A 24,880-nucleotide genomic window follows, 5' to 3' on the forward strand; every position below is an offset into this window, starting at 1 on the left:
CGTGGACGACGCGTTGACGGTGCTGAGGCGAGAGTTCGAGTCCGTGGATGGGAGCTTCCTGCTCCGACTGCGCTGTGAACTCGTTTGGGACCGGGCGGCGTTCAGCCGGTTGGAGCAGGCGATGCGGATGGCCTGTGAGCAGCGTGAGGGTCATGACGACTTGCCGCGCTGGATGGCTGAGGGGTTCTACGAGGTCTCACACTTCGTGGCGGAGTGGACCGCGCACCCGAACTTTCCGCGGCCGGAGCCGGCTCAGTACTACCAGGACTGCCTGGAGCGGTTGCGGGATCTGACGGACTGGTTCTTTCGAGGGTGGCATGCCTACCAGGAGCCGCACCTGTGGCGTGATCTCTAGCGTCCTACGGAAGGGTTGCGTTGTGCCTTGGCGAGAACCTGGTCAGCGGTTTTGGTCCAGCGGAATGGCTGACAGCGCTCGTTGTAGCCGTCGATGAACACGCGGATCGCGGCAATCAGGTCGGCGACGCTGGTGAAGCTGCCGCGGCGGATGGCCTGCCGGCTGATGATCCCGAAGAAGATCTCCACCATGTTCATCCAGGACGCGCTGGTCGGGGTGAAGTGCATCGTGATCCGCGGATGTTTGGCGAGCCACGCTTTGACGTTCGGGTGGTTGTGGGTGGCGTAGTTGTCGGCTACCACGTGCAGCTTCACTCTTGGGTGGGCCTTGGCGACCTGCTTGAGGAAGGGCAGGAACTCGATATTGGAGTGCCGCTCGTAGCAGACGTCCGCGGTGATCTTTCCGGTGGCGACCTCAAGCGCGGCGAACAGCGTGGTGGTGCCGTGTCGTCGGTAGTCGTGGGTACGGCGTTCCGCGGCGTCGAAGCGCATCGGCAGCAGCGGCGCGGTCCGGTCCAGCGCTTGGATCTGCGACTTCTCGTCCACGCACACCACGACCGCGTTGGCCGGCGGGTCCAGATACAGGCCGACCACATCGCGAATCTTGGCTTCCAGCTGCGGGTCCGTGGAGAACTTGAACGTCTCAACGCGATGCGGCTGCAGGCCCCAGGCTCGCCAGATCCGGGCCACCTCGGCGAAGCTGACGGGCATCCCAACCCTGGTCAAATGGTCCGCGAGCAGCCGAGCCGACCAGTGCGTAACCGCAAGGTCCGACGGCGGCGGGTTCAGCGTCGACACGACCACCGCCGCCTCGTCTATCCGCCCCGGCCGACCCGAGCGCGGCAGGTCGGCCAGTGCGGCGATCCCACCGGCCTCGTACCGAGCCCGCCAGACGATCACCGTCTGCCGCGTCATTCCGACCCGCCGACCGATCTCCGTATTCGGCAGGCCCTCGGCGGCCAGCAACACCATCCGAGCCCGCTGCACATGACCGACCGGCGCAGTAGACGAACGCGTCAACTCCCGCAGACGAGCGCCGTCACCGAGGCGAAGTACCAACGGGGCAGCGACAGACACGCCTCATTGTCGCCCCCAATACCGTCAAATCACTTCAGACACGCGACATTAGGATCAAGGCGCCGCGCAAGCGCGGCGCACCGCAGCCAGCCGCGGCTGGCTGCGGCACGGGCCGATGTCGCGGCTCGACTACTCGTAGACGCAGGCAGCCCGAAGGATGTCTGCCACCAGCGACCAGGTGGGCTGTTCAGGCAGCTCCTGGCCTTGATTGCGTGCCCAGCCGTCCATGCTGCCGATCCAGCGGGACGCGGCTTCGAGGTACCGGGGCAGGTCGACGTTCTCCCAGGAATCCGGAGGCGTAGCCGACGCCTCGGAGAGCGCCCGAATGTAGGCCGCCAGATCCTCGCGGCTCTTCACCGCGCCAGTGTCGTTGAGATCCATCAGCGGATGATCGCTTACCTGTCAGAGGGTTCGCAGCGGCCCTCCAAGGCCCTCCCACAACGCTGTGACGATCGCGAGGGTGGAGGGCCGCCGTCGAGGTCGGGGCGATCGCTGCCGCGCCGCTGCGCGGCTTGCTACCGGAGTGCGTAGTCCGGGCGGGTGGTGGGCCCGGCGGTACGCGATGCCGCCCGGCCCCGACGAGGGCCGGGTGCGGGAAGCCGTACGACACCAGACAGCCGGCCTACGCGTCTACAAGCGGTCGCCGTCAACCGTTAGCCTGCGCAGGCGGCACGGGTCAACAGGGAGACGGACCATGGGCGTCTGGGATGTCAAGAGTGATGACGAGCGCGATCACTGGAGCTTCGTCCCGATGGACAGCGTGGGACCGCTCCAATTCGGAATGAGTTCCGACGAGGTGGTCGCGGCACTCGGCGATGGTGAGTCAGCCGGCAGGGGCTGCGGTTCGTGTCGTGGAGAGTCGTATGAAACGTTCACCGATGCGGGCGTCAGTGCCTACTACATGGACGGGTTGCTGTACTGCATTGCCGTTGACGCACTCAGAGGACCACAGGTCACGCTCGATGGCGTGGCACTGGTCGGTCGCGTGCCCTCCGAAGTGGAACAGTGGGCATGGGGTCAAGCGGATAGGTGCCGACGAGAGTTGCGTTACACGCACGCTGCGGACCCGGAGTTGGCGGACCTCGGCTTGATCATCCGAGCTCAGCGGGCTGGCGACATCGTTCTCAGCCGACCCGTCTTCCTCAAGGAGCGGGCAGAGGTCACGTGGGACCACGTTCCCTCAGAAGAGTGGCGCACCTTCTAATGGTGTAGCGGTAAAGGTCGCGGATGCCTGCCGATGCAGAGTACGTGCAATGGTCTGCCCGTCTGACCCGGCAAGCCCATCTGTCTTGCCTGGTCAGAACAGGTCGGAACCTCCGGTCTGCACTGCCTTTGAACCAACAACGCGCCGACGCCCTACCCGTCTGGCTGCACACCTACAACTACCATCGCAGCCACACCTCACTCGGCGGCAAACCACCCATCAGCCGCGTCAACAACGCTCCAGGGCATTACAGCTAGGGCCTGTCCGACGGATCTTGGGGTCGCCGATCTGCCGTCCGTGAACAGCGGTACTCGATCAAGGGGCCGTAGTCTTTGTGTCATGTTCAAGTGGTGGGACGTGCTGCCAGACGAGGAGCGGCAGCAGTGGACGCTGGATCCGTTCGTGAGCGTGGGGCCGCTCCGTTTCGGTATGAGTCCCGGCGAGGTCTCGCAGGCGCTGCGCGGCGTCACGGTGGAGTCCCAGCGACACACGCTTCACCGTTCCGGGACCGAGGCCGTCTGCACGGTCGTTGAGGGCGACTACCAGGAATTCGGCCTGAAGCTCTACTACCGGGAGGAACGGCTGGCTGGCGTTGTGGTCGACGCGCTGCATGGGCCGCAGATCTTCGCCGGCGGCGTGGCATTGGTCGGCCGAGTTCCCTCGGTGTTGGAGCAGTGGATGCTCGATCGAGCCGAGGCCCGCGAGCCCTATTCGGAGCTCTCCTACATGTCCGCAGGCGTACCCGGGTCACACACATTGGGTGTCGTGATCGATGTGCAGCGAGCGGGCGACCACCTGCTCACGCGGCCGGTGTTCATACCTTCCGAAGCGATGGATGACCTTCCTCACTTCCTTCCTAGCGAGGCGTGGTCGGTGTGCTGACTACCCCTCCTCGGTCAAGGCGGCCCTCGCCTTTGACGCCGAGTGTCACGGCTTGACCCAGAGGCGGATCGAGGCCACGGTTGCGGTGCCGTAGAAGACGTATGCGCGCTTGTCATAGCGCGTGGCCACGGCTCGGGAGTTCTTGAGCCGGTTGATCGTGCGCTCGACCTCATTACGGCGCTTGTACATCTGTTCGTCGAAACCGACGGGCCGGCCTCCCTTGCTGCCGCGGCGCTGGCGGTTGGCCCGCTGGTCCCTCGGCTCGGGGATGGTGTGCTTGATCTGGCGTCTGCGCAAGTAGCGGCGATTACCCCGGGAGCTGTACGCCTTATCGCCGCCGAGGTGGTCAGGGCGCGTGCGCGGATGACCGCCGCTGGGGCGCCTGACCCGGATGCGTTCAAGGAGCGGGATCAGTTGTGGGCTGTCGCCCCACTGGCCGGGGGTGATCAGCAGGGCCAGCGGTCGGCGGCCGCCCTCACCGGCAAGGTGGATCTTGCAGGTTAGATCGCCGCGGGAACGGCCGAGTCCTTCGTCAGGGCGGTGCTGGCGTGGCGTTGATCGTCTCTTTGCGATCCGTGGCACTGTACGCGGCGGCCCAGCAGCGTGCTGGTGGGCCCGGCACGAGGTCGAATCCACGCTCACCATGGTCCAATCGATCCGCCCCTGCGTGTCGGCGTCGGCCTGGACGGCGTGGAGAATCCGTTCCCAGGTGCCGTCCGCTGACCAGCGGCGATGGCGCTCGTAGACGGTCTTCCAGCTTCCGAAGCGCTCCGGCAGGTCCCGCCACGGAACACCTGTGCGGATTCGGAACAAGATCCCGTTGATCACTGTCCGGTGGTCGCTCCAACGCCCGCCCCGGCGGCCGGGCTTCGGCAGATGCGGTGCCAGTCGCGCCCACTCATCGTTCGTCAGATCGCCCCGCCCCACGACCGGAAGAATGATCCAAAGGCGAGCCGGTCCATGATCCGCCGGACACAACCTAGCCGAGCGCTGGGCCATCCTGACCGGGGGTAGATCCCATGGTTGGGGCTCGTTGCTTGACGATGCGTCCGGGCCGCTGATCTACCTGACGATGCCCTACGAGTCGGCCGGAGAACTGTCGGCCGAGGCCGCCCGCTTGGCTGCTGAGCATGGACTTATCTGCTACGACCCGCAGTCGGAGCACCTGCGGCCGGTGCACGACGACTAATCTAGTCGGCAGGAAGTACCACGACGTGCAGTTGTCGGGGCCCGTGGACGCCCTCGACCCGGTTGAGTTCGATGTCACTGGTGGCGGAGGGCCCGCTGATCCAGGTCAGCGGCCGGTGCGGAGCAACCCGGGCGAGTGCGTCCGGCACGCCTGCAACGACCTGGTCGGCCCGTAACACGCAGACATGCACGTCGGGCAGCAAACTGATGATCCGGCGGCCCTGATCCGGGGCGGCGTCGAGGACCACGGTGCCGGTTTCGGCGACGGCCACGGCGGCCGCCGTGACGACCCCGTCGACGGCGGCGATCTGTTCCGCGGTGAGGTTCTCGTCGATCACTGCGGCAACGCTGTCGGGCAGCCAGTGGCGGGGCAGTCCGGGCGGGATCACGATGCGCCGGCCGTTGAGGATCCGGTCGATCACCTGCGCGACCTCGCCGCCGGCACACTGGTGGACGACGGCCCGGTAGTCGGTCAGTCGGTGGACCAGCAGGTCGAGATCGGCGACGGAGCCAGCGGGCTGGTACTCGCGTGGCACATCGACCGGTGTTGCCGGGGTGTCGCCGAGGGCAGCGCGGATCCGGGCGAGCACATGCTGGCGTGAGTTCACCGCTCGGCCCACCACTGGCGGAAGGTCTGCGACGGCGGCTGCGGCAGGTCGCGGCTGCTGGTCCAGCCGTTCAGTGGTGGGGGTAGGGCGCGGCCGGCGACCCGGGTCAAGCCCGCAGCCCGCTGCGCGGCCGCGTACAGCGGCGGGTGGTCCATCGTGTATGCGGCCGCGGCCATCGCCACCGCTTCGGCGCGTGGGTGGGGGGCTTGGCTGCGCAGGTGTACCAGCAGTTCCGGAATGTTGATCATGACGGGGCAGGCGTCGTAGCAGGCGCCGCAGAGCGATGAGGCGTACGGCAGGGAGGCGTTGTCGGCGACCCCGGTCAGCTGGGGCGACAGCACCGCCCCGATCGGCCCCGGGTAGACCGACCCGTAGGCGTGCCCGCCGGTGCGCTCGTAGACCGGGCAGACGTTGAGGCAGGCGGAGCAGCGGATGCAGTGCAGCGCCTGCCGGCCGATCTCATCGGCGAGCACCGCGCTGCGGCCGTTGTCCAGCAGCACCAGGTGCACCTGCTGCGGCCCGTCGCCGGGAGTGACCCCGGTCCACATCGAGGTGTACGGGTTCATCCGTTCCCCCGTTGACGCCCTCGGCAGCAGTTGCAAGAACACTCCGAGGTCCGCCCAGCTGGGGATGACCTTCTCGATGCCCATCACGGTGATCAGGGTCTCCGGGAGGGTGAGACACATCCGTCCGTTGCCCTCGGACTCGACCACCGCGAGGGTGCCGGTCTCGGCGACGGCGAAGTTCGCCCCGGACACGGCTACCCGGGTGCTCAGGAAGATCCGGCGCAGGTAGTTGCGGGCAGCGGCGGCCAGGGCCGCCGGCTCGCTGGTCAGCCCGGGGTCGACGTCGGGCATCTCCCGCCGGAAGATGTCCCGGATCTCTGCCCGGTTGCGGTGGATCGCCGGCACCAGGATGTGGCTGGGCCGGTCCTGGCCGAGCTGCACGATCAGCTCGGCCAAGTCGGTCTCGACCGGTTCGATCCCGGCCGCCTCCAGCGCCTCGTTGAGGCCGATCTCCTGGGTCGCCATCGATTTGACCTTGATGACCCGGTCGCTGCCGGTCACGGCCACCAGCTCGGTCACGATCCGGTTCGCCTCGACCGCGTCGGCCGCCCAGTGCACGGTGCCACCGGCTGCGGTGACCGCCGCCTCCAACTGTTCGAGCAGCTCCGGTAGACGGGCCATGGTGTCGGCCTTGATCGCCGATCCGGCGGCGCGCAGCTCCGCCCAGTCCGGCACCTCGTCGATCACCGCTCCCGACTTGGCCCGGATGGTGGTGGTGGCGTGGCGCAGGTTGCGGCGCAGCTGCGCGTCACCCAACGCCCGCCGGGCCGCCACGGGGAACGGCTCGGTGCCACGCAGGTGCCCCACCCCGCGGGGCGCCGTCGTCGGCATGCCCAGGAACGTTCGGCTCACGACCGTACCTCCAACCGGTCCCGCTCCCCCGCCGTCTCCGAGCCCTCCGTGCTTGCCAGGATCTCCGCCAGATGCACCGTGCGCACCCCCGCCCTCAGCCGGGACAGGCCACCACCGATGTGCATGAGGCAGGATGCATCCCCCGCCGTACACACCTCGGCCCGCGTCGCCAACACATGACGCATCTTGTCCGCCAGCATCGCCGTGGAGGTGTCCGCGTTCTTCACCGCGAACGTGCCACCGAACCCGCAACACTCGTCCGCCTGCGGCAACTCCACCAGATCCAAACCCTGCACCGCACGCAACAACCGCAGCGGCCGATCCCCCACCCGCAGCATCCGCAATGAATGACAGGTCGGGTGATACGTCACTCGATGCGGGTAGTAGGCCCCCACGTCCGTCACCCCCAGCATGTCGACCAGCAACTCCGACAGCTCGAACGTGCGCCGGCCCACCTCCTCCGCCCGACCGGCCAACCGCTCGTCGCCAGCCCGGCGGGCCAGCATCGCGTGCTGGTGCCGCACCGAACCGACACAGGAGCCGGATGGGGCGACGACCACGTCGTACGGGGCGAACACCCGCACATGCCGGCGCACCAGCCGCAACGCCTCGTCCGGGTAACCGGTGTTCACGTGCATCTGCCCGCAGCACGTCTGATCGACCGGGAACACCACCTCATGTCCCAGACGCTCCAACAACCGCACCGTCGCCTTTGCCGCCTCGGGAAAGAGAGCGTCGGCGAGGCAGGTCACGAACAGGGCGATACGCATGTTCACCCACCCATCCTGGTCTCGGCGGCCCGCCAGGCCGCCTCGTCGCCGCGCGGCTCGTACCGCACGATGTGCTGGCTCTCGCGCAGCACGGCCCGCAGGGCGGCCAGGTCGCCGCCGATGGTACCGACGGTGCGGGCCTGTACCAGGACGTTGCCGAGCGCGGTGGCCTCGACCGGTCCGGCGAGCACCGGCAGTCCGCAGGCGTCGGCGGTGAGCTGGCACAGCAGTTCGTTGCGGGCGCCGCCGCCGACGATGTGCACGGCGTCGACGTGCCGGCCGGAAAGCTGCTGTGCCTGACGGACGGCCCGCCGGTGTGCCAGCGCGAGGCTGTCGAGGATGCAGCGGACGGTGGCGGTCGGGGTGGTGGGTACCGGCTCGCCGGCGTGCCGGCAGGCGTCAGCGATGCGCGTGGGCATGTCGCCGGGCGGCAGGAACACCGGGTCGTCCGGGTCCACGACAGAGCGGAAGGCCGGTTCGAGGGCCGCCCGCCGCAACAGGTCGGGCAGGGCGGGGCTACCCCAGGTACGCAGCGATTCCTGCAGCAGCCACAGACCCATCACGTTGCGGAGGTAGCGGATCGTGCCGTCGACGCCGGATTCGTTGGTGAAGTTGGCCTGCCGGCTCGCCTCGGTGAGCACCGGGGCGTCGAGTTCGACTCCCACCAGGGACCAGGTGCCGCAGGAGATGTAGGCGAAGCGGTCTCCCGCCGCCGGCACGCCCACCACCGCCGAGGCGGTGTCGTGTGAACCCACGGCCACCATCTGCGGCGAGCCAGGCAGCCCTAGGTCGGGCAGGACGGGGCCGATCCGGGTGCCCGGCTCGCGCAGCGGCGGGAACAGCTCGCTGCGGATGCCGGCGTCGGCCATCAGGCCGGTGGCCCAGGCCCGCTGGCGCAGGTCGTACAGCTGGGTCGTCGAGGCGTTGGTGATCTCGGCGCCGAGCTGACCGGTGAGCCAGTACGCGATTAGGTCCGGGATCAGCAGCAGCCGGCGGGCGATGTCCAGCTGCGGCGTGCTGGCCGCGGCGGCGAGCTGGTAGAGCGTGTTGAACGGCAGTTGTTGCAGGCCCGTGGTTGTGTAGAGACGCTGCTCGCCCAGCTGTTTGGCGATCCGCTCGGCCACCCCGTCGGTGCGGCTGTCCCGGTAGTGCACCGGGTTGCCGAGCAGCGCGCCGGAGGCGTCGAGCAGCCCGTAGTCGACGGCCCAGGAGTCGACGCCGATGCTGGTTACCGGCCCGGCGGCGCGCAGGCCGTCGAGGATTCCCCGATAGAGGGCGAGGATGTCCCAGTGCAGGGTGTTCCCGACCCGAACGGGTTCGTTGGGAACTCGGTGCACCTCGGCCAGTTCCAGGTGGCCTGGTCCGACGCGGGCGAGCATGATTCGGCCGCTGGACGCGCCCAGGTCCACGGCGGCGAGGCGGACGCTGCTCACAGCATTCCCCGCCGAGCTGCCCACACGACCGCCTGAATCGGGGCGGTCACGCCGAGCCGGTCGCAGATGGCCCGTATCCGCCGGCGCACGGTCCGTTCGGACATCGCCGATCGGCGCGCCACCGTTTCCAGCGGCGCCCCCGTGGCCAGCAACCGCAGGAGCCGAAGGTCTTCCTCGTCGAGCATTGGATTCTCCACGAGCGTCGTCGTCCTCATCCCGCACCTCGCCGGGTCAGCGGAGGAAGGCCGCAGCGACGCCGGCGTCCACCGGGATGTGCAGACCCGTCGTGTGGGACAGGTCGCCGCCGGTGAGCGTGAAGACGGCGTTGGCCACGTGCTCGGGCAGCACCTCGCGCTTGAGCAGCGTGCGCTGGGCGTAGAACTCCCCCAGCTTCTCCTCCGGCACTCCGTAGACGGCGGCGCGCTGGGCGCCCCAGCCGCCGGCGAAGATGCCGGAGCCGCGGACCACGCCGTCGGGGTTGATGCCGTTGACCCGGATGCCGTGGGCGCCGAGTTCGGCGGCGAGCAGGCGGACCTGGTGCGCCTGGTCGGCCTTGGCGGCGCCGTAGGCGACGTTGTTGGGGCCGGCAAACAGGGAGTTCTTGCTGGAGATGTAGACGATGTCGCCGCCCATTCCCTGATCGATGAGGACCCGAGCTGCCTCCCGCGAGACCAGGAACGAGCCCTTGGCCATCACGTCGTGCTGTACGTCCCAGTCCGCCTCGGTCGTGTCCAGCAACGACTTCGACAGCGACAGGCCGGCGTTGTTCACCACCAGATCCAGGCCGCCGTAGGCGAGCACCGCCGCGCGGACCGCGGCGGCCACCGCCTCGGCGTCGGTAACGTCTACCGGTACGGCCACCGCGACGTCCGGCCCGCCCAGCTCGGCGGCGACGGTGTCGGCGGCGGCGGTGTCCCGGTCGGTGACGACCACACAGGCGCCCTCGGCGGCAAGGCGGTGGGCGATGGCTCGGCCGATGCCCGAGCCGGCGCCGGTGACCAGGGCTATCCGGGTGGCGAGGGGTTTGGGCTTGGGCATCCGGGCGAGCTTGGCTTCTTCGAGAGCCCAGTACTCGATGCGGAACTTCTCGGCCTCGTCAATCGGCGCGTACCGCGACACCGACTCGGCGCCGCGCATGACGTTGATGGCGTTGACGTAGAACTCGCCTGCGACCCGGGCGGTCTGCTTGTTGGTCCCGAAGCTGAACATGCCCACGCCGGGCACGAGGACGACGGCCGGGTCGGCGCCGCGCATCGGCGGGCTGTCGCCGGTGGCGTGCCGCTCGTAGTAGGTGCGGTAGGCGTCGCGGTAGGCGGTGTGCAACTCCGTGAGCCGGACGATCGCGTCTTCGAGCGGGGCGGTCGGCGGCAGGTCAAGCACCATCGGGCGGATTTTGGTGCGCAGGAAGTGGTCCGGGCAGGAGGTGCCGAGCGCCGCGAGCGCGGGGTGCCGTTCGCGGGCGACGAAGTCGAGCACCACGTCGGTGTCGGTGAAATGGCCGACCTGCGGGCGGTCGGTCGACGCCAGGCCCCGGAGGACCGGCGCCAGCGCCGCCGCGCGGGCCCGCCGCTGGTCCGTCGGCAGCGGCTCGTATCCGTGGATCAGCGGACCGAACGGCTCGGCGCGGCCCTGGTCGTCGAGGTACGCCTGGGTGGTACGGATGATCTCCAGCGAGTTGCGCTCGCACTCCTCGCTACTCGTTCCCCATGCCGTGATGCCGTGCCCGCCGAGGATCACGCCGATCGCCTGCGGGTTGGCCCTCGCCACGGCGGCGATGTCGAGGCCGAGCTGGAAGCCGGGCCGTCGCCACGGCACCCACAGCACCCGGTCGCCGAAGATCTCCTTGGTCAGCTCCGGGCCGTCGGCGGCGGTGGCGATCGCGATGCCCGCGTCGGGGTGCAGGTGGTCGACGTGCGCGGCGTCGACCAGACAGTGCATCGCCGTGTCGATCGACGGCGCGGCCCCACCCCGCCCGTGCAGGCAGTAGTCGAACGCGGCGACCATCTCGTCCTCCCGTTCGACGCCCGGGTAGACATCGGCGAGGGCCCGGAGGCGGTCGAGCCGGAGCACGGCCAGGCCGGCCTCGGTTAGCGTGCCCAAGTCGCCGCCCGAGCCTTTGACCCAGACCAGCTCGACGGGGCCACCGGTCACCGGATCGGTGGCCTCGCCCTTGGCGGAGGTGTTGCCGCCGGCGTAGTTGGTGGTGGTCTTGTCGGCGCCGAGCCGGTTGCTGCGCGCGATGAGTGCCTGTACCTCGGGATGCATCGTCCTCACGTCTCCTGTATGCGTTCTCGGGTGGTGGTCAGGCGCCCCAGCCGGCCTGTTGCCCGCTGGCGCGTTCGGCGCGGATGCGCTCGAAGTAGCCGGATCGGCCGTAGGCGGCGATCGGGTCGGGGTCGAGGCCCATCTCGGCGCGTAGCTCGGCCAGGAGCGGCCGCACGTCGGTGTTGTAGGCGTCCATCAGGACCGCGTTGGCGCCGAGCACGTCACCGGCCTGCTGCGCGGCGGCGAGCGCGGCGGCGTCGACGAGCAGGGCTTTTGCGGTGGCCTCCTGGACGTTGAGCACCGAGCGGATGATCGCGGGGATCTTCGGCTCGATGTTGTGGCACTGGTCGAGCATGAAGGCGATGCCGGCCTCCGGGCGCAGGGCGTCGCCGCGCACGATCTCGTACATGATGCGGAACAGCTGGAACGGGTCCGCGGAGCCGACCATGAGGTCGTCGTCGGCGTAGAACCGGGAGTTGAAGTCGAAGGCGCCGAGCTTTCCGGCGCGCAGCAGGAACGCGACGATGAACTCGATGTTCGTGCCCGGCGCGTGGTGTCCGGTGTCGATGACGACCTGCGCCTTCGGCCCGAGCTCCAGGCAGTGCGCGTAGGCGGTGCCCCAGTCCGGCACGTCCGTGGTGTAGAAGGCAGGCTCGAACAGCTTGTACTCCAGCAGCATCCGCTGATTCGGACCGAGTCGGCCGTGCACCTCCCGTAGTGCGGCGGCGAGGCGGTCCTGCCGGGTGCGAATGTCGTCCTGGCCGGGGTAGTTGGTGCCGTCGGAGAACCACAGTTTCAGGTCGCGCGAACCGGTGGCGTCCATGATGTCGACGCATTCGAGGAGATGGTCGGTCGCCTTGCGGCGTACCCGCGGGTCGGGGTTGGTGACGCTGCCAAGCATGTAGTCGGGGTCCTGGAACACGTTGGAGTTGATCGCGCCGAGCGTGACGCCCAGGTCTGTCGCGTGCTTCGCCAGTGCGGTGTAGTCGTCGACCTGGTCCCACGGAATGTGCAGGGCCACCGTGGGTGCCACGCCGGTCAGCCGGTGTACCGTCGCGGCGTCGGCGATCTTCTCGTACGGGTTGCGGGGCACACCTTCCTGTGGGAAGACCCTGAAGCGGGTGCCGGAGTTCGCGTACGCCCAGGACGGGGTTTCGATGCGCTGCGCGCGCAGGGCCTGCTTGATTCCCTCGTTGGTCGGCGCGTCGGTCTGGGTCATGGTGTTTCTCCCGTCTGGGCGGCGAGCTGCGCCTGGAAGTGGAAGACCTCGTCCAGTGGCCGCGGGGCACGGTCGGCCGTGCCTGGTCGAGGTGGAGGAAGAAGGACGCCGTTTCCGCCTTCCGTTGGGCGTTGACGTCGCGGGCCTGCGTGGCGGCCTGTGCCGCTGCGAGGTCGGCGGTCACCAGGAACCCACAAGCGGGCCGTCTTCGCGGAGGAAGAGGGATTAATCGCACCATCCGCTCTCCGCCAAGGCGGCGAGCGTCTCCAGCCACACGCGCGCGCCGGGCCCGGTACTCGTGGAGGCGGGCGGAATCGACCTGCGAGGTGAAGCAGGCGCGTGGCAGGGTTCTCCCGTCGGTGCCTCCCTCGGGCGGTGCCGGCGCGACGGGCGCCGGCACCGTCGGGTGGGTGGTCAGAACTGGAATTGGTCGATGTTGTTCTTGTCGAACACGGTGGGCGGGCCGAGGACGACCACGCCGTCCTTGCCGACGCTGAACTCGCCGAGCTTGCCGGCCTTGAACTTGTCGCCCTCAGCACCGGTGATCTGGCCGGAGGCGAGCGCGGCGCCCGCGTACGCGGCGAGGTAACCGAGGTCGGCCGGGTTCCATAGGGCGAACGCGTCGACGCTGCCGTCCTTGATGTACTCACGCATCTGGTTCGGGGTACCCAGGCCGGTCAGTTTGACCTTGCCCTTGTACTGGGATCCGCTGAGGTAGCGGGCCGCAGCCGCGACGCCGACGGTGGTCGGGGAGATGACGCCCTTCAGGTTGGGGTACGACTGCAGCAGACCCTGCATCTCCTGGAAGGACTTCTGGTCGTCGTCGTTGCCGTACGCCACCGTGACCAGCTTGATCTTGCTGTACTCGGGCTTCTTCAGCTCTTCCTTCATCAGGGCGATCCATGCGTTCTGGTTGGTCGCGTTGGCGGTGGCGGAGAGGATGGCGATCTCGCCCTCGCCGCCGATCTGCTGTGAGATGAGCTTGACCTGGTTCTCCGCGATGCCCTGCGCGGTCACCTGGTTGACGAAGATCTGGCGGCACTCCGGCTTGGTGTCGGAGTCGAAGGTCACGATCTTCGCGCCGGCCGCCTTCGCCTGGCTCAGCGCGCCGCAGATCGCGTTGGGGTCGTTGGCCGAGGTCACGATGACGTCCATGCCCTGCTGGGACAGGGTGTTGATGTAGCTGACCTGGGACGAGGCGCTGGCCTCTGAGGGGCCGACCTCCTTGAAGTTCCCCTTGAGCTCGGTCACCGCCTCCTTGCCGCCGTTGTCGGAGGTGGTGAAGTAGGGGTTGTTCACCTGCTTCGGCAGGAAGGCGATCTTGAGTCCTTCCTTGATCTGGGCGTCCGGGTTGGCGGCGCCGCTGGCCTGCGCGCTGCCGGTGTCGTTGCCGGCGTTCTCACGGGTGGTGCCGCCACAGGCGGCGGAGAGCAGCAGAGCGGTGAGGGTGAGGGCGGTGGCCCCGACGCTGAGTCCTCTTCTGTACGCGGACATCGATATCCTTTCGGAGGTGGTGGGGGAAGCGGAGACGGTCACGACGCGGTCGCGTGGGCGCGTTGCCGTCGGCGGTGCAGCCGGGCGCGGACGTTCGCGACGGCGTTGGGGAGCACCACGGAGGCGATGAGCAGGGTTCCGGTGACAATCGTCAGCGCATTGGCATCGACGTCGGCGAGCTGCAGCGCGTTACGTAGGACGCCCAGGAGCAGGACGCCGGCCACCACGCCGAGCAGCCCGCCGCGGCCGCCGAAGATCGACACGCCGCCGAGCAGCACCGCGGTCACCACGGTCAGCTCCAGACCGGTGGCGTTGTCACCACGGGCGCTGGCGTAGCGCAGGGTCCAGAAGATCCCGACCAGCCCGCAGACGGCCCCGGAGACCACGAAGAGCCAGAACTTCGTCCGGGCCACCGATACGCCGGCGAACGTCGCCGCCTCGTCGTTGTTGCCCATGGCGTACAGCGCCCGACCGACCGGGGTGGTGTGCAGCATGACGCCGAACGCCAGTGCCAACAGCAGCACGGGGACGACCGCGGCGGGGATCGACGTGCCGGGAATGTTCTGCACCGCGGCGGCGGTCCAGCTGGCCGGGAAGTCGGCCACCGCCTGGTCGCCGAGGACGACGAAGGACAGTCCCCGGTACAGGGCGAGGGTGCCGATGGTGACGGCCAGCGACGGTAGGCCGAACCCGGTGATGAACACGCCGTTGACCGCGCCGAGCACGGCGCCGAGCAGTACCACCAGCACGCAGATCAGCTCGAGCGACAGCCCGCTGGACAGCCACATCTGACCCAGCAGTGTGCTGCACAGCCCCACCGTGCTGGCCACCGACAGATCAATCTCTCCGGTGATCACGATCAGCGTCATGGGCAGCGCGAGCAGCGCCAGTGGCACGAGGTCGAGCAGCAGGAACTGCACGTTGCGGCCGGTGGCGAAGTTCTGCACCGACAGGCTCGCCAGCAGCACGGCCACCGCCAGGACAGCCACGATCGCCGCGTCCCAGGAGCCGACGGCGGTACGTAGACCGGCCAGGCGGCTTGCCTCCCGCTCGGTTTCCTGCCCAGACGGCGGCGCGGCATGCAAGCTGTCATGCGCCATGTGCGCTTCTCCCTCGGAGCCGGGCCGCCATCCGGACGGCCAGGAGCCGGTCCAGGCCGATGGCGGCGAGGATGAGCGCACCGACCACGGCCTGCTGCCAGAAGGGGTCGATGCGCAGGACGGCTAGCGAGCTGCCGATCGTGGTGAGCAGGACGGCGCCGAGCGCCGCGCCGTACGCGCTGCCGCTGCCGCCGAAGATCGCCACCCCGCCGACCACCGCGGCGGCGACGACCTGCAGTTCCAGGCCGCTGCCGGCGGCGGCGTCGAGGGTGCCGAACCGGGCGGCGTAGAGCACGCCGGCGAGGCCGGCGAGTGCCCCGTTGGCCACGAAGACGGTGAAGACTCGCCGGCCGACCGGGATGCCGGACAGCCGGGCGGCGGCCGGCTCGGAGCCGATCGCGTAGAGTTCCCGGCCGCTGCGGTAGGAGCGCAGGTAGAAACCGACGGCGGCGACCACGACCAGCGCGATCAGGAAGAGCACGGGTACGCCGAACACAGTCTGGTTGCCTAGGCGCAAAAACGAGCGGGGCATGTCGGCGGCGTTGATCTGCCGGCCGGCGGCCCAGTGGTAGTCGACGCCTCGGAAGGCGTAGAGGGTGCCCAGGGTGATGACCAGCGCCGGGACCTTGGCCACCGCGATCAGCCCGCCGTTGACCACCCCGCACAGGGCACCCAGTGCCACGCCGAGCAGGAGCGCGACCGGCCAGGGAGTGCCGGGCGCGGCGAGGAAGACTTCCCCGGTGGCGAAGGCGACCAGCCCCAGGATCGACCCCACGGAGAGGTCGACGTTGCGGGTGACGATGACCATGGTTTGGCCGACCGCGAGGATCACCAGGATCGCGCAGCCCAGCAGGAGGTCCTTGAGGCTCTGCGCGGTGAGGAACCGGTCGTTGCGCGCGGTGGTGACCAGGATCAGCGCGCCCAGCGCGATCAGCAGGCTCAGCTCCCGTACGGCGAGCAGCCGCTCGGTGAGACCGCGGCGCTGCCGGCCGGGGCCGGTCGGCGGGTTGTCGGTGACCCGTTGGGGCGCGTCGGTGTCGGTGAGGCTCATGCGGTCGCTCCTTGACCGGTGGCGGCGAACATCACGGAGGTCTCGTCGGCCTCGGCCCGGGGCAGCTCGTGGACCAGGCGCCCCTCGTGCATGACCAGGACCCGGTCCGCCATGCCGAGCACCTCGGGCAGTTCGCTGCTGATCATCAGGATCGCGAGGCCCTCGCCTGCCAGTTCGGACAGCAGCCGGTGGACCTCGGCCTTGGTACCGACGTCGATACCGCGGGTCGGTTCGTCGATGATCAGGATTCGCGGCTCGGTGGCGAGCCACTTGGCGAGCACGACCTTCTGCTGGTTGCCGCCGGACAGGGTCGCCACCGGCGCGGCGAGTCGGGGCGTCTTGACCTGTAGCCGCCGGGTCCAGCGCCGGGCCTCGGCCCGCTCGGCGGCGTCGAGGAGCAGGCCGAGCCGGCTCAGCGCCCGTCGGCGGGCCAGGGTGACGTTGCGCTGCACCGACAGCTCCATGATGAGGCCCTGCTGTCGGCGGTCCTCTGGCACGAGCGCCATCCCGGCGGCGATCGCCTTGCGCGGGCTGCCCGAGGGCAGGGCCCGGCCGGCGACGCGTACCTCGCCGGCGTCGTAGCGGTCGACGCCGAAGACGGCGCGGGCGACCTCGCTGCGGCCGGCGCCGACCAGCCCGGCCAGGGCGACGATCTCGCCGCCTCGGACGGAGAACGACACGTCGGAGAAGATGCCGGCTCGGCTGAGCCCTCGCACCTCCAGCAGGGTGTCGCGCAGCGGTGCGTCCTGTTTCGGATAGAGCGAGGAGACGTCCCGTCCGACCATGCGCCGGACCACCTCGTCCACGGTGAGGTCGGCGGCGCTGTCGCTGGAGACCCAGGCCCCGTCGCGCAGCACGGTGATGCGCTGGCAGAGGTTGAACACCTCGTCGAAGCGGTGCGAGATGAACAGCACCGCGGCGCCGCGTTCGCAGAGCGACCGGGCGACGCCGAAGAGCCGTTCCACCTCGACCCCGGAGAGCGCGGCGGTCGGCTCGTCCATGATCAGGATGCGGGCGTCGAAGGAGAGCGCCTTGGCGATCTCGACGAGCTGCTGGTCGGCGATGGAGAGCCCGCGGGCGGGCCGGCTCGGGTCGATGCGGACACCCAGCCGCTGGAACAGCTGCTCGGCGTCGCGGTTCATCGCCCGGGTGTCGATGCGGCGCAGGCCGCGCAGTGGTTGCCGGCCCATGAAGATGTTCTCCGCGACCGAGAGGTCCGGGAAGAGGGTCGGCTCCTGGTAGATGACGGCGATACCGGCGGCCCGAGCGTCGGCGGGGCCGCGCAGCTCCAGCGGGCGGTTGTCGAGGGTCATCCGGCCGGAGTCCGGGGCGTGCGCCCCGGCCAGGATCTTCACCAGGGTCGACTTGCCGGCCCCGTTTTCCCCGACGAGGGCGTGGGCCTCACCGGAGTGCAGCGCCAGGTGCACCCCACGCAGCGCGGCTACGGTCCCGAAGGACTTCGTTAGGCCGTCCAGTACCAGCAGCGGAGCGCCGTCCGTGCCCGGTGCGCCGGGGTTCATCCGACCTCCTGAATCGTTTCATCTGTCGTGCATGGACCGTAGGGGCAGGCATTCATGACCGTCAAGAGTTTCCCGGCGATTTCTCGCCTGTTGCCCGAGCGGACCGACAAGGCTGGTCCGGACCTCCTCCACCGGCGAGCACTCGGGCGTTGGCGATGCCTGCCGCGTGGATGAAACGTTTTAGGAGCTATAGACTCCCGGTCGTCACCCGGTCGGACCCGTCCCGACCCGCCGGGACGGGCAGCGGGAGACACCGCGACCGGGGTGCCCGCACCCGACCGCGGGCCACGACCAACCACCGCAGCGATCGTCGAGGGAGCCATGGCAGCGGCGAACATCAAAGAGGTGGCCCGGCACGCCGGCGTTTCCCTCGGCACGGTGAGCAACGTGCTCAACCGGCCCGACACGGTCGCCCCCGCTACCCGCCAGCGGGTGCTCGAGGCCATCACCGAGCTCGGCTACGTCCGCAACGACTCCGCTCGTCAACTGCGCGCCGGGCAGAGCCGCACCATCGCCATCGTCGTACTGGACGTGGCCAACCCTTTCTTCACCGACGTGGTGCGCGGCGCCGAGCAGGTGGTCGAGGAGGCCGGGGCCATGCTCGTCGTCTGCAACAGCGGCGAGGACAGCGCCCGGGAACGCCGGCACCTGGAGCTGCTGGAGGAGCAGCGGGTTCGTGGAGTGCTCATCACCCCGGTCCGTCACGGCTCCCAACCCAGCCTGGACAGGTTGATCGACCGTGGTATTCCGGTGGTGCTCGTCGACCGGGGCTCGGGCCGGGCCAGCAGCTGCTCGGTGGCCGTCGACGACGTGCTCGGCGGCCGGCTGGCCATGGAGCACCTGCTGGTCCAGGGCCACCGTCGCATCGCGTACCTCGGGGGCCCGTTCTCCATCGCCCAGGTCGCCGAACGGCACGCCGGGGCCGCCGCCGCGCTGGACGAACGCGGCGACGGCGCCGAACTGCGGGTGGCGACGACCACCAGTCTGACCGTCGCCGCCGGGCGACGCGCCGCCGAGGATCTGCTGGCCCTGCCCGCCCGGCAACGTCCCACCGCCGTCTTCTGCGCCAACGACCTGATCGCGCTCGGCGTGCTGCAGGAGGTGACCGCGCGCGGCATGCGGGTGCCCGCCGACGTGGCCATCGTCGGCTACGACGACATCGAGTTCGCTGGCGCGGCGGCGGTGCCGCTGTCGTCGGTGCGTCAACCCCGCGAGCAGCTCGGCCGCACTGCGGCGCAACTGCTGCTGGAGGAGGCCGAGTCCGGCGAGACGCACAGGCACCGGCACGTGGTGTTCCAGCCGGAGCTCATCGTGCGCCGCTCCAGCGACCAGGCCCACCCGTAGCTTCCAGCGAAGAACCAACGCTAGAGAGGTTGATCTAGGTGTCGGCGGGGCGAAGCGGGGTGGCAACAGCACCGGATACGGCGCAGGGCCGGCGCCCACCCCCCGGCGCCGGCCCTGCTGCGCGTTGTCGACGGGATGCGGCAGAGGTGGCACCTGGTCCGTCGACGGCGCGGCCCCTCGCCGTGAGCATCGGTTGACGTCGTCGATGGTGACGGGTTCGCGGCGAGCGACGTGAACGAGTTGCTGTTCTTGCCGCCGCGCGTACGTCCGTATGCCTGCCCAGGACCTGGCACGACAGTCTCGGCGGATGGTGCGATGGCGGGGCCGAATCGACGTCACCTCGGTCGGGTGTTCAACAAGGCGCCGGAGCTCTACGACCGGGTTCGGCCGGGATACCCGACGAGTTGTTCGCGGACCTCGTCACCATCACCGGCATGGGCGAAAGGTCGTCGGTGCTCGAGGTGGGCTGCGGTACCGGTCAGGTGACGCGCTCGCTGGCAGCGCTCGGATGCTCGGTGACCGCCGTCGATCCGAGTAGGGAATGGCCGCGGTTTGACGGCGAGCGCACGACGTGCTTTGTTCCGGAGGTTCGATGGCGCTGCTCGGCCACGTCGTCGTCCGCCGGCCGGGAGAGCCGGAGGTGTACGCCGAGACCGCCGATCTGCACGAGCGGTTCTCCCCTGGGAACCCCGACTGGGGCCATCCGCCGCTTGAGGACGACGTGCGCACCACCGACGAGGGCTGGAGACGGCCGCAGCTCTGCCGCCGCCGTCGTCGCTCACCGAGTCCTGCCGGGTCAGCGTCGCTCCGGGTGGGTGCGTCCGAGAGCACCCGCCCTGCCCCACCGTCCGGGGATGTCGAGCAGTTCGATCCGGCCCATGCTCGAAGGCACGGCCGGTCTGGCCACCAGATGCTCGCCGCGTGGCTCCATGCCGAGCATGGTCCGCAGCAGCAACAGCGGGGTGCCGGTCGACCAGGCCTGCGGGCTGCACGCCGTGGGATACAGCACGGGGTACCTGGTCAGCGTCCGCTCGTACCCGCCAAACGCCTCGGGCAGCCGCCCGTCGAAGTGTTCCGCGGCGTCGATGATCCCCTCGGCGATGCGTCCGGCTTCCTGGTGGTATCCGTAGCGGCGCAGCCCCCAGGCGATGAACGAGTTGTCGAACGGCCAGACGGTGCCGACGTGGTAGCCGATCGGGTTGTAGCGTCCCTCGCCGGTGCCGAGCGTCCGCACCCCCCACCCGGAGAACAGTTGGGGGCCGAGCAGGTGTTCGGCGATCTTCGGTGCCCGGGACTCCTCGACGATGCCGCTCCACAACAGGTGGCCGATGTTCGAGGACAGCGCGTCGACCTGACGGCCGTCGCCGTCGAGGGCAAGCGCGTAGTACTCCCCGTCGGAGATCCAGAAGTCGCGGTTGAAGCGTTCCTTGAGCTCGGCCGCCTCCCGTTCCAGACGGTCGGCGTACGCGGGGTCGTGCCAGAACTCACGGGCCAACCGCGCACCACGAACCTTGGCGTCGTACGCGTAGCCCTGCAGCTCACAGGTCGCCCGGGGCAGACCGGGCAGCCGCCCGTCCCGGAACGAGATCGAGTCCCAGGAATCCTTCCAGCACTGGTTCTCCAGCCCGGTCCGCTCGTTGCGGCGCTGGTACCAGACGTAACCGTCGCCCATGATGTCGCCGTACTCGTCGATCCAGTGCAGGGCGGCTCTCGCGGCACGTTCGAGAAACCGGACCAGGGCGACATCGCCGGTCCACCGCTCGTACTCGTCGAGCAGGATGACGAAGAGAGGCGTCGAGTCGGCGCTACCGAAGTACGGCGAGTGCGGCTGCTCCTCGAATCCGGTCGTCTCCCCGTACCGCATCTCGTGGAGAATCTTCCCGGGCTCCTCCTCACGGAAGTCGTCCAGGACGGCCCCCTGCCGCAGGGCGAGCATGCGTAGCGTCGTGGCGGCGAGGTCGGGCACGAACGGCAGTGCCTGGATGCTGGTGAGGATGCTGTCCCGGCCGAAGATCGCCATGAACCACGGCAGGCCGGCGGCGGGGATGGCATGTTCGCCGGCACCCAGCGGCGCGAAACGCAGCGCGGAGAGGTCAGCCAGGCTGCGCCGGTAGGTCATCGCCAGCGTGGGGGAGTCGCAGGTGAGGCGGGGTGCCTCCGCGAGCCAGCCGGCCAGGTCCTGCCGTATCTGCGCTCGGGCTCGACCGGGCCTGCCCTCCAGGCTCTCCCGAAGGTCGCGCCCGCCCAGACCCAGCGCCTGCACGTGCAGGTCGGTGATCCACTGACCGTGCGGTTCGAGTCGAACGTGGTATGTCAGCCCCTGCTCGTCGATCCGGGCCGGCACAGTGGACGAGACCAGGGTCTCCCGGCAGAACGCCTCCCGCTGATAGCCGAGACGTAGGCACCCGCCATCGATCCGGGTGTAGTACGTCCCCCGCTTGTTCCGCACGTCCTTGATCTCGAAGAGGTCGGCGAAGTCGCTGTCGACGTCGATCCGAATCCGCAGCTCGACGGGCTTTGACTCATGGTTGATCACCGTCAGCCGCTCGGTGAAGCCCCCGCCGATGGAGCGGTCGCGAATGGCCGAGACACCGACGTCGACGAGCGGAGTGGGGAGGACGGGGACGACCACCATGCGGCTCTCGAAGAACGCGACCTCCTCGACGGTGAGCGCGTTGACCCGCTCGTCGTTGATGGACAGGATCCATTTCGACAGGAATCGGGTGTCGAACGAGAAGAAACCGGTTGGGAAGGTGGGGGACGCGTCGATGTCGCCCGTCTCCTCGCTGACCACGAACGTGTTGCCGTCCAGCAGCCGGACGAGGCCGTCGCTCATGCCGCACGTCTCCGCTCGCGGCCGAAATCCCGAGGGTGATGGGCTCCGGGTGCCGCCGGTATGAGGCGAGAAGCGATGCGAAACAGCCGGACATCACCCTCCGTTCTGATTTCGTTGCGCAACCACGCCGGGTACAACTGTGACTGGCCACCTATGATCCGGTCGAAGGTGGCACGGCTGCTGTGGATGACAAAGTCGGCCTCGCCCCCATCCCGAGAAACGCGGACGTCGCCCCGTTCGATCACCATGAACCAGCGGTCGACGCCCTTCTCGTGCGTGAGGTCGAACCGTATGGTCGCGACGACCTCCTCGAGGGCGGTTTCGTGGCCGCGACGGGCGAGCGCTTGGAAGAAGCTCGTGGTGGGATTCGACACGTCCACCTCCCTCCCGCCGATGCGTGCCGAGCCAGGATGAGCCGCGTACCACCCTGCCCGGGAGCGAGGCGCTGCCGCATCACCCGGATCGGGTGAATTTCCCCGCGCCGCTCGCGGTCGCAGTCCAGGTTCATCCGTTCCGGGTGAGGTCGACCCACCCTGGTGCGAATGACGCTGCTCATGGTCCGGGGAATTTCTACGGGGGTGGTGTCATGTCGGAGGCGACCAGGAGGTTCTTCGAGACGCTCGAACGACACGGCCACGAACGCCTGCTGAAGAAGACGAACGGCACCATACGCTTCGACATCGAGCGCGACCACGAAGTCGACCACTGGTTCGTGGAGATCCGCGGCGGCATTGTCAAGGTGTCACAGCAGAACCGCGCAGCCGACACCGCCATCCGCTCCGACGACTCCTTCTTTGAGCGGATGGCGCGCGGCGAGGCCAAACCGCTCCCGGCGTGGCTGAGAAACGACATCACGTTCGAAGGGCAGTTCCGGCTCATCCTCCTGCTGGAGCGGCTCTTCGCGCCGCCGCCCGGCGCGCGTCACCCGCGGGCTGTCGTCGGCGACCGGGGGAGGCGGGGATGAAGACCGATCTCGTCAGAATCCTGGACGGCAACATCTTCGTGTTGAGCGACGGCAGTGGCGACATAGTGGCGAAGCCCGGCGTCCCGGCCGGCTATTTCTCGTTCGACACCCGGTTCCTTTCGCTGTGGCGGCTGACCATCAACGGCGAACGGGTGAGCACGCTGGCGATGGACGACCCGTCATACTTCGAGGTGCGGTTCTTCCTCGTGCCGGGGGCTCCGACGCACTACGTGGACGCCAAGGTCTCGGTGATCCGGGAACGGACGGTGGCCGGCAGCTTCGAGGAGCGGTTGACGGTACTCAACCATTCCGAGGAGTGGGCCGAGTTCACCGTCCGGGTGGACGCCGACGCTGACTTCAGCTCGCTGCACATGGTCGAACGTGAACACCCGCCGTGCGGCCGGCTCTACCAACGCGTCGAGAACGGACGCCTGCACCTCGGCTATGAGCGGGAGAAGTATCACCGCGAGACCCAGATCTCCACGACCGAGCCGGCGCAGGTCGACGAACAGGGGCTGACCTACCACATCCGGATCGAACCCCATGGGCAGTGGATCACCACGCTGCACGTCCGGGGGCTGGTGCTGCGCCCCGACGGTCAGGACATTCGAGAACGCCTCTCTCCCCGTTGCCGGCAACGCGACACGGCAGGGCTCCAGGACGACCTGCGGCAGTGGCTCGACAGGGCTCCGCAGCTGAGTTGCGACTGGAAGCCACTGGAGCGGACGTACCGGCGCGCCCTGGTCGACCTTGCCGCTCTGCGGTTCTCGCCGCTGACGCTACCGACCGAGCCGCTGCCCGCCGCGGGCCTGCCGTGGGACGCCACCCTCACCGGCCGCGACCCCATCCTCACTAGTTTGCAGGTCTTGCCGTTCACGCCGGATCTGGCCGTCAACACCCTGCGGATGCTCGGTCTCGACCAGGGCAGCGTGCTCGACGACTTCCGGGACGAGGAGCCGGGCAAGATCCTGCGCGAGTTCCGCTACGGCGAGATGGTCGCGTTCGAGGAACGCCCGCAGGGGCCGTACTTCGGTGCCGCCGACAGCACCCCGCTCTTCGTCATCCTGCTCGACGAGTACGAGCGGTGGACGGGGGACGCCGCGGTGGTGCGCGAATTCGAGGACGAGGCGCGCGCGGCGCTGCACTGGATCGACGAGTACGGCGACATCATGGGCGACGGTTACGTCTGGTACCAGCGCCGCAACGAGCGGACCGGGCTGGAGAACCAGTGCTGGAAGGAAACCACGAACTCGATTTCGTTCCGGGACGGGCGGTTGCCCGGTCTGCCCCGGGCGACCTGTGAGCTGCAGGGTTACGCCTACGACGCCAAGGTTCGTGGTGCGCGGTTGGCCCGTGAGTTCTGGCACGACCCCGCGTACGCCGACCGTCTGGAAAGAGAAGCGGCCGAGCTCAAGGAACGCTTCAACCGCGACTTCTGGATCTCCGACGGGGAGTACTACGCGCTTGCCCTCGACGGCGACGGCCGTCAGGTCGACGCGCTGTCCTCGAACATCGGCCACCTGTTGTGGAGCGGCATCGTCGAGGAGTCCCGGGCACCGAAGATCGCCGAACACCTGCTCGGCCCCCGCCTGTTCTCCGGGTGGGGCGTACGCACTCTCGCGCAGGCGGAGGGACGCTACAACCCACTCGGCTACCACGTCGGCACCGTCTGGCCGTTCGACAACTCGTTCATCGCCTGGGGGCTGCGCCGCTACGGATTCCACCAGGAAGCCGGACGCATCGCCGAGGGGATCATCGACGCGTCCCGGTATTTCCAGGGGCGCCTTCCGGAGGCATTCGGCGGCTACGACCGCGAGTTGACCCGGCACCCCGTCCAGTATCCCGCGGCGAACAGCCCACAGGCCCTGGCCACCGGGGCTTCCCTGCTGCTGGTGCGCACGCTGCTCGGCCTTGAGCCGTACGGCGATGATCTGGTGGTCGCGCCGGCACTGCCCGAACGGTTCGGTCGGATCGAACTGCTCGACATTCCCGGACGGTGGGGCCGCGTCGACGCCATCGGCAGCGTGAGATCCCCGGAGGCGAACGCGGTCGGCAGCTGAGCCAGGCGACGTCGCGCACCGGGTCCAGCGGCGGCACGGCGACGTCCTCCCGCCGGTCGACGTATCGCTAACAAGGCACCGCGACCCGTTGTT

Annotated in this window: 24 protein-coding genes and 2 pseudogenes; 10 read left to right on the forward strand and 16 right to left on the reverse strand. The window is 69.0% G+C overall.

The window, feature by feature from the left end; all coding sequences use genetic code 11:
• The first annotated feature begins 1 nt into the window (after nt 1).
• Nucleotides 2-355, forward strand: coding sequence for a hypothetical protein (locus AB0G13_RS14580; protein WP_357873833.1), 354 nt, complete (start codon nt 2-4; stop codon nt 353-355).
• Here AB0G13_RS14580 and AB0G13_RS14585 read toward each other — a convergent pair.
• Both AB0G13_RS14585 and AB0G13_RS14590 read right to left on the reverse strand, forming a co-directional pair.
• Nucleotides 352-1,413: an IS630 family transposase gene (locus AB0G13_RS14585; protein WP_357873924.1), complete on the reverse strand. Its 1,062-nt coding sequence runs from the start codon at nt 1,411-1,413 to the stop codon at nt 352-354. The two genes, AB0G13_RS14580 and AB0G13_RS14585, sit on opposite strands and share 4 nt — an antisense overlap.
• Before the next feature lie 147 nt (nt 1,414-1,560).
• A complete protein-coding gene (locus AB0G13_RS14590; RefSeq protein ID WP_357873836.1) occupies nt 1,561-1,812 on the reverse strand; it encodes a hypothetical protein in 252 nt (83 codons plus the stop codon).
• Between the two features lie 313 nt (nt 1,813-2,125).
• On the opposite strand from AB0G13_RS14590, the gene AB0G13_RS14595 reads away from it, so the two are divergent.
• The 3 genes and pseudogenes from AB0G13_RS14595 (at nt 2,126) to AB0G13_RS14605 (ending at nt 3,517) form a co-directional block, all read left to right on the forward strand.
• Nucleotides 2,126-2,635, forward strand: coding sequence for a hypothetical protein (locus AB0G13_RS14595; RefSeq protein ID WP_357873839.1), 510 nt, complete (start codon nt 2,126-2,128; stop codon nt 2,633-2,635).
• 137 nt (nt 2,636-2,772) lie between these two features.
• Nucleotides 2,773-2,892, forward strand: a pseudogene (locus AB0G13_RS14600) (IS481 family transposase); the annotation flags it as partial.
• A gap of 82 nt (nt 2,893-2,974) precedes the next feature.
• On the forward strand, nt 2,975-3,517 hold the full coding sequence (locus AB0G13_RS14605; protein WP_357873842.1) for a hypothetical protein: 543 nt from the start codon (nt 2,975-2,977) through the stop codon (nt 3,515-3,517).
• A 45-nt stretch (nt 3,518-3,562) separates the two neighbouring features.
• Here AB0G13_RS14605 and AB0G13_RS14610 read toward each other — a convergent pair whose 3' ends face one another.
• On the reverse strand, nt 3,563-4,444 hold the full coding sequence (locus tag AB0G13_RS14610; RefSeq protein ID WP_357873844.1) for an IS5 family transposase: 882 nt from the start codon (nt 4,442-4,444) through the stop codon (nt 3,563-3,565).
• A gap of 106 nt (nt 4,445-4,550) precedes the next feature.
• On the opposite strand from AB0G13_RS14610, the gene AB0G13_RS14615 reads away from it, so the two are divergent.
• A complete protein-coding gene (locus tag AB0G13_RS14615; protein WP_357873847.1) occupies nt 4,551-4,706 on the forward strand; it encodes a hypothetical protein in 156 nt (51 codons plus the stop codon).
• Nucleotide 4,707: 1 nt separating this feature from the next.
• Here AB0G13_RS14615 and AB0G13_RS14620 read toward each other — a convergent pair whose 3' ends face one another.
• On the reverse strand, nt 4,708-5,127 hold the full coding sequence (locus AB0G13_RS14620; RefSeq protein ID WP_357873850.1) for an LUD domain-containing protein: 420 nt from the start codon (nt 5,125-5,127) through the stop codon (nt 4,708-4,710).
• A gap of 57 nt (nt 5,128-5,184) precedes the next feature.
• On the opposite strand from AB0G13_RS14620, the gene AB0G13_RS14625 reads away from it, so the two are divergent.
• Entirely contained in the window at nt 5,185-5,307 is a 123-nt protein-coding gene (locus AB0G13_RS14625; RefSeq protein ID WP_357873853.1) for a hypothetical protein, read from the forward strand.
• 2 nt (nt 5,308-5,309) lie between these two features.
• Here AB0G13_RS14625 and AB0G13_RS14630 read toward each other — a convergent pair whose 3' ends face one another.
• From AB0G13_RS14630 to AB0G13_RS14675, 10 genes are all read right to left on the reverse strand, one after another.
• Nucleotides 5,310-6,710 carry a lactate utilization protein B gene (locus tag AB0G13_RS14630; RefSeq protein WP_357873927.1) on the reverse strand — a complete coding sequence of 467 codons (1,401 nt, stop codon included), beginning with the start codon at nt 6,708-6,710 and terminating at the stop codon, nt 5,310-5,312.
• 17 nt (nt 6,711-6,727) lie between these two features.
• A complete protein-coding gene (locus AB0G13_RS14635) occupies nt 6,728-7,501 on the reverse strand; it encodes a (Fe-S)-binding protein (protein ID WP_357873856.1) in 774 nt (257 codons plus the stop codon).
• Between the two features lie 2 nt (nt 7,502-7,503).
• A complete protein-coding gene (locus AB0G13_RS14640) occupies nt 7,504-8,934 on the reverse strand; it encodes a rhamnulokinase family protein (RefSeq protein WP_357873859.1) in 1,431 nt (476 codons plus the stop codon).
• Nucleotides 8,931-9,119 carry a LuxR C-terminal-related transcriptional regulator gene (locus tag AB0G13_RS14645; protein WP_357873862.1) on the reverse strand — a complete coding sequence of 63 codons (189 nt, stop codon included), beginning with the start codon at nt 9,117-9,119 and terminating at the stop codon, nt 8,931-8,933. Before AB0G13_RS14645 ends, AB0G13_RS14640 begins: the two co-directional genes overlap by 4 nt.
• Before the next feature lie 46 nt (nt 9,120-9,165).
• Nucleotides 9,166-11,199, reverse strand: a complete 2,034-nt coding sequence (locus tag AB0G13_RS14650; protein WP_357873865.1) for a bifunctional aldolase/short-chain dehydrogenase — start codon at nt 11,197-11,199, stop codon at nt 9,166-9,168.
• A 37-nt stretch (nt 11,200-11,236) separates the two neighbouring features.
• Nucleotides 11,237-12,418: an L-rhamnose isomerase gene (rhaI, locus tag AB0G13_RS14655; RefSeq protein ID WP_357873867.1), complete on the reverse strand. Its 1,182-nt coding sequence runs from the start codon at nt 12,416-12,418 to the stop codon at nt 11,237-11,239.
• A 414-nt stretch (nt 12,419-12,832) separates the two neighbouring features.
• Entirely contained in the window at nt 12,833-13,912 is a 1,080-nt protein-coding gene (gene rhaS, locus AB0G13_RS14660) for a rhamnose ABC transporter substrate-binding protein (protein WP_357873869.1), read from the reverse strand.
• Nucleotides 13,913-13,950: 38 nt separating this feature from the next.
• Nucleotides 13,951-15,012, reverse strand: coding sequence for an ABC transporter permease (locus AB0G13_RS14665; protein WP_357873872.1), 1,062 nt, complete (start codon nt 15,010-15,012; stop codon nt 13,951-13,953).
• Nucleotides 15,002-16,063, reverse strand: a complete 1,062-nt coding sequence (locus AB0G13_RS14670; RefSeq protein ID WP_357873875.1) for an ABC transporter permease — start codon at nt 16,061-16,063, stop codon at nt 15,002-15,004. The genes AB0G13_RS14665 and AB0G13_RS14670 overlap by 11 nt, the downstream gene beginning before the upstream one ends.
• Entirely contained in the window at nt 16,060-17,583 is a 1,524-nt protein-coding gene (locus AB0G13_RS14675) for a sugar ABC transporter ATP-binding protein (protein WP_357873878.1), read from the reverse strand. Before AB0G13_RS14675 ends, AB0G13_RS14670 begins: the two co-directional genes overlap by 4 nt.
• A 321-nt stretch (nt 17,584-17,904) precedes the next feature.
• On the opposite strand from AB0G13_RS14675, the gene AB0G13_RS14680 reads away from it, so the two are divergent.
• Nucleotides 17,905-18,927 (forward strand): LacI family DNA-binding transcriptional regulator, encoded by a 1,023-nt coding sequence (locus AB0G13_RS14680; RefSeq protein WP_357873881.1) that lies wholly within the window; start codon nt 17,905-17,907, stop codon nt 18,925-18,927.
• Between the two features lie 434 nt (nt 18,928-19,361).
• Nucleotides 19,362-19,466: pseudogene (locus AB0G13_RS14685) on the forward strand (class I SAM-dependent methyltransferase); the annotation flags it as partial.
• A 257-nt stretch (nt 19,467-19,723) separates the two neighbouring features.
• Here the strand turns inward: AB0G13_RS14685 and AB0G13_RS14690 are convergent.
• Nucleotides 19,724-21,763 (reverse strand): glycogen debranching N-terminal domain-containing protein, encoded by a 2,040-nt coding sequence (locus tag AB0G13_RS14690; RefSeq protein WP_357873883.1) that lies wholly within the window; start codon nt 21,761-21,763, stop codon nt 19,724-19,726.
• The gene (locus AB0G13_RS14695; RefSeq protein ID WP_357873886.1) at nt 21,760-22,137 is read right to left on the reverse strand and encodes an SCP2 sterol-binding domain-containing protein; all 378 of its coding nucleotides are present in this window, start codon (nt 22,135-22,137) and stop codon (nt 21,760-21,762) included. Before AB0G13_RS14695 ends, AB0G13_RS14690 begins: the two co-directional genes overlap by 4 nt.
• Before the next feature lie 212 nt (nt 22,138-22,349).
• On the opposite strand from AB0G13_RS14695, the gene AB0G13_RS14700 reads away from it, so the two are divergent.
• The gene (locus AB0G13_RS14700; protein ID WP_357873889.1) at nt 22,350-22,727 is read left to right on the forward strand and encodes an SCP2 sterol-binding domain-containing protein; all 378 of its coding nucleotides are present in this window, start codon (nt 22,350-22,352) and stop codon (nt 22,725-22,727) included.
• Complete coding sequence (locus AB0G13_RS14705; protein ID WP_357873892.1) at nt 22,724-24,787, forward strand: glycogen debranching N-terminal domain-containing protein; 2,064 nt, start codon at nt 22,724-22,726, stop codon at nt 24,785-24,787. Before AB0G13_RS14700 ends, AB0G13_RS14705 begins: the two co-directional genes overlap by 4 nt.
• Nucleotides 24,788-24,880 lie beyond the last annotated feature (93 nt).

This window comes from Micromonospora sp. NPDC023633 (assembly GCF_040640035.1).
In the GTDB taxonomy this organism is placed as follows: Bacteria; Actinomycetota; Actinomycetes; order Mycobacteriales; family Micromonosporaceae; genus Micromonospora.

What these genes read in the sequence shown, in the direction of transcription:
- AB0G13_RS14690 (WP_357873883.1), bottom strand. Translation starts at nt 21,763, where the DNA reads ATGAGCGACGGCCTCGTCCGGCTGCTGGACGGCAACACGTTCGTGGTC.
- AB0G13_RS14595 (WP_357873839.1), top strand. Translation starts at nt 2,126, where the DNA reads ATGGGCGTCTGGGATGTCAAGAGTGATGACGAGCGCGATCACTGGAGC.
- AB0G13_RS14705 (WP_357873892.1), top strand. Translation starts at nt 22,724, where the DNA reads ATGAAGACCGATCTCGTCAGAATCCTGGACGGCAACATCTTCGTGTTG.
- rhaS (WP_357873869.1), bottom strand. Translation starts at nt 13,912, where the DNA reads ATGTCCGCGTACAGAAGAGGACTCAGCGTCGGGGCCACCGCCCTCACC.
- AB0G13_RS14670 (WP_357873875.1), bottom strand. Translation starts at nt 16,063, where the DNA reads ATGAGCCTCACCGACACCGACGCGCCCCAACGGGTCACCGACAACCCG.
- AB0G13_RS14590 (WP_357873836.1), bottom strand. Translation starts at nt 1,812, where the DNA reads ATGGATCTCAACGACACTGGCGCGGTGAAGAGCCGCGAGGATCTGGCG.
- AB0G13_RS14650 (WP_357873865.1), bottom strand. Translation starts at nt 11,199, where the DNA reads ATGCATCCCGAGGTACAGGCACTCATCGCGCGCAGCAACCGGCTCGGC.
- AB0G13_RS14645 (WP_357873862.1), bottom strand. Translation starts at nt 9,119, where the DNA reads ATGCTCGACGAGGAAGACCTTCGGCTCCTGCGGTTGCTGGCCACGGGG.
- AB0G13_RS14630 (WP_357873927.1), bottom strand. Translation starts at nt 6,710, where the DNA reads ATGCCGACGACGGCGCCCCGCGGGGTGGGGCACCTGCGTGGCACCGAG.
- AB0G13_RS14635 (WP_357873856.1), bottom strand. Translation starts at nt 7,501, where the DNA reads ATGCGTATCGCCCTGTTCGTGACCTGCCTCGCCGACGCTCTCTTTCCC.
- rhaI (WP_357873867.1), bottom strand. Translation starts at nt 12,418, where the DNA reads ATGACCCAGACCGACGCGCCGACCAACGAGGGAATCAAGCAGGCCCTG.
- AB0G13_RS14680 (WP_357873881.1), top strand. Translation starts at nt 17,905, where the DNA reads ATGGCAGCGGCGAACATCAAAGAGGTGGCCCGGCACGCCGGCGTTTCC.
- AB0G13_RS14675 (WP_357873878.1), bottom strand. Translation starts at nt 17,583, where the DNA reads ATGAACCCCGGCGCACCGGGCACGGACGGCGCTCCGCTGCTGGTACTG.
- AB0G13_RS14665 (WP_357873872.1), bottom strand. Translation starts at nt 15,012, where the DNA reads ATGGCGCATGACAGCTTGCATGCCGCGCCGCCGTCTGGGCAGGAAACC.
- AB0G13_RS14605 (WP_357873842.1), top strand. Translation starts at nt 2,975, where the DNA reads ATGTTCAAGTGGTGGGACGTGCTGCCAGACGAGGAGCGGCAGCAGTGG.
- AB0G13_RS14700 (WP_357873889.1), top strand. Translation starts at nt 22,350, where the DNA reads ATGTCGGAGGCGACCAGGAGGTTCTTCGAGACGCTCGAACGACACGGC.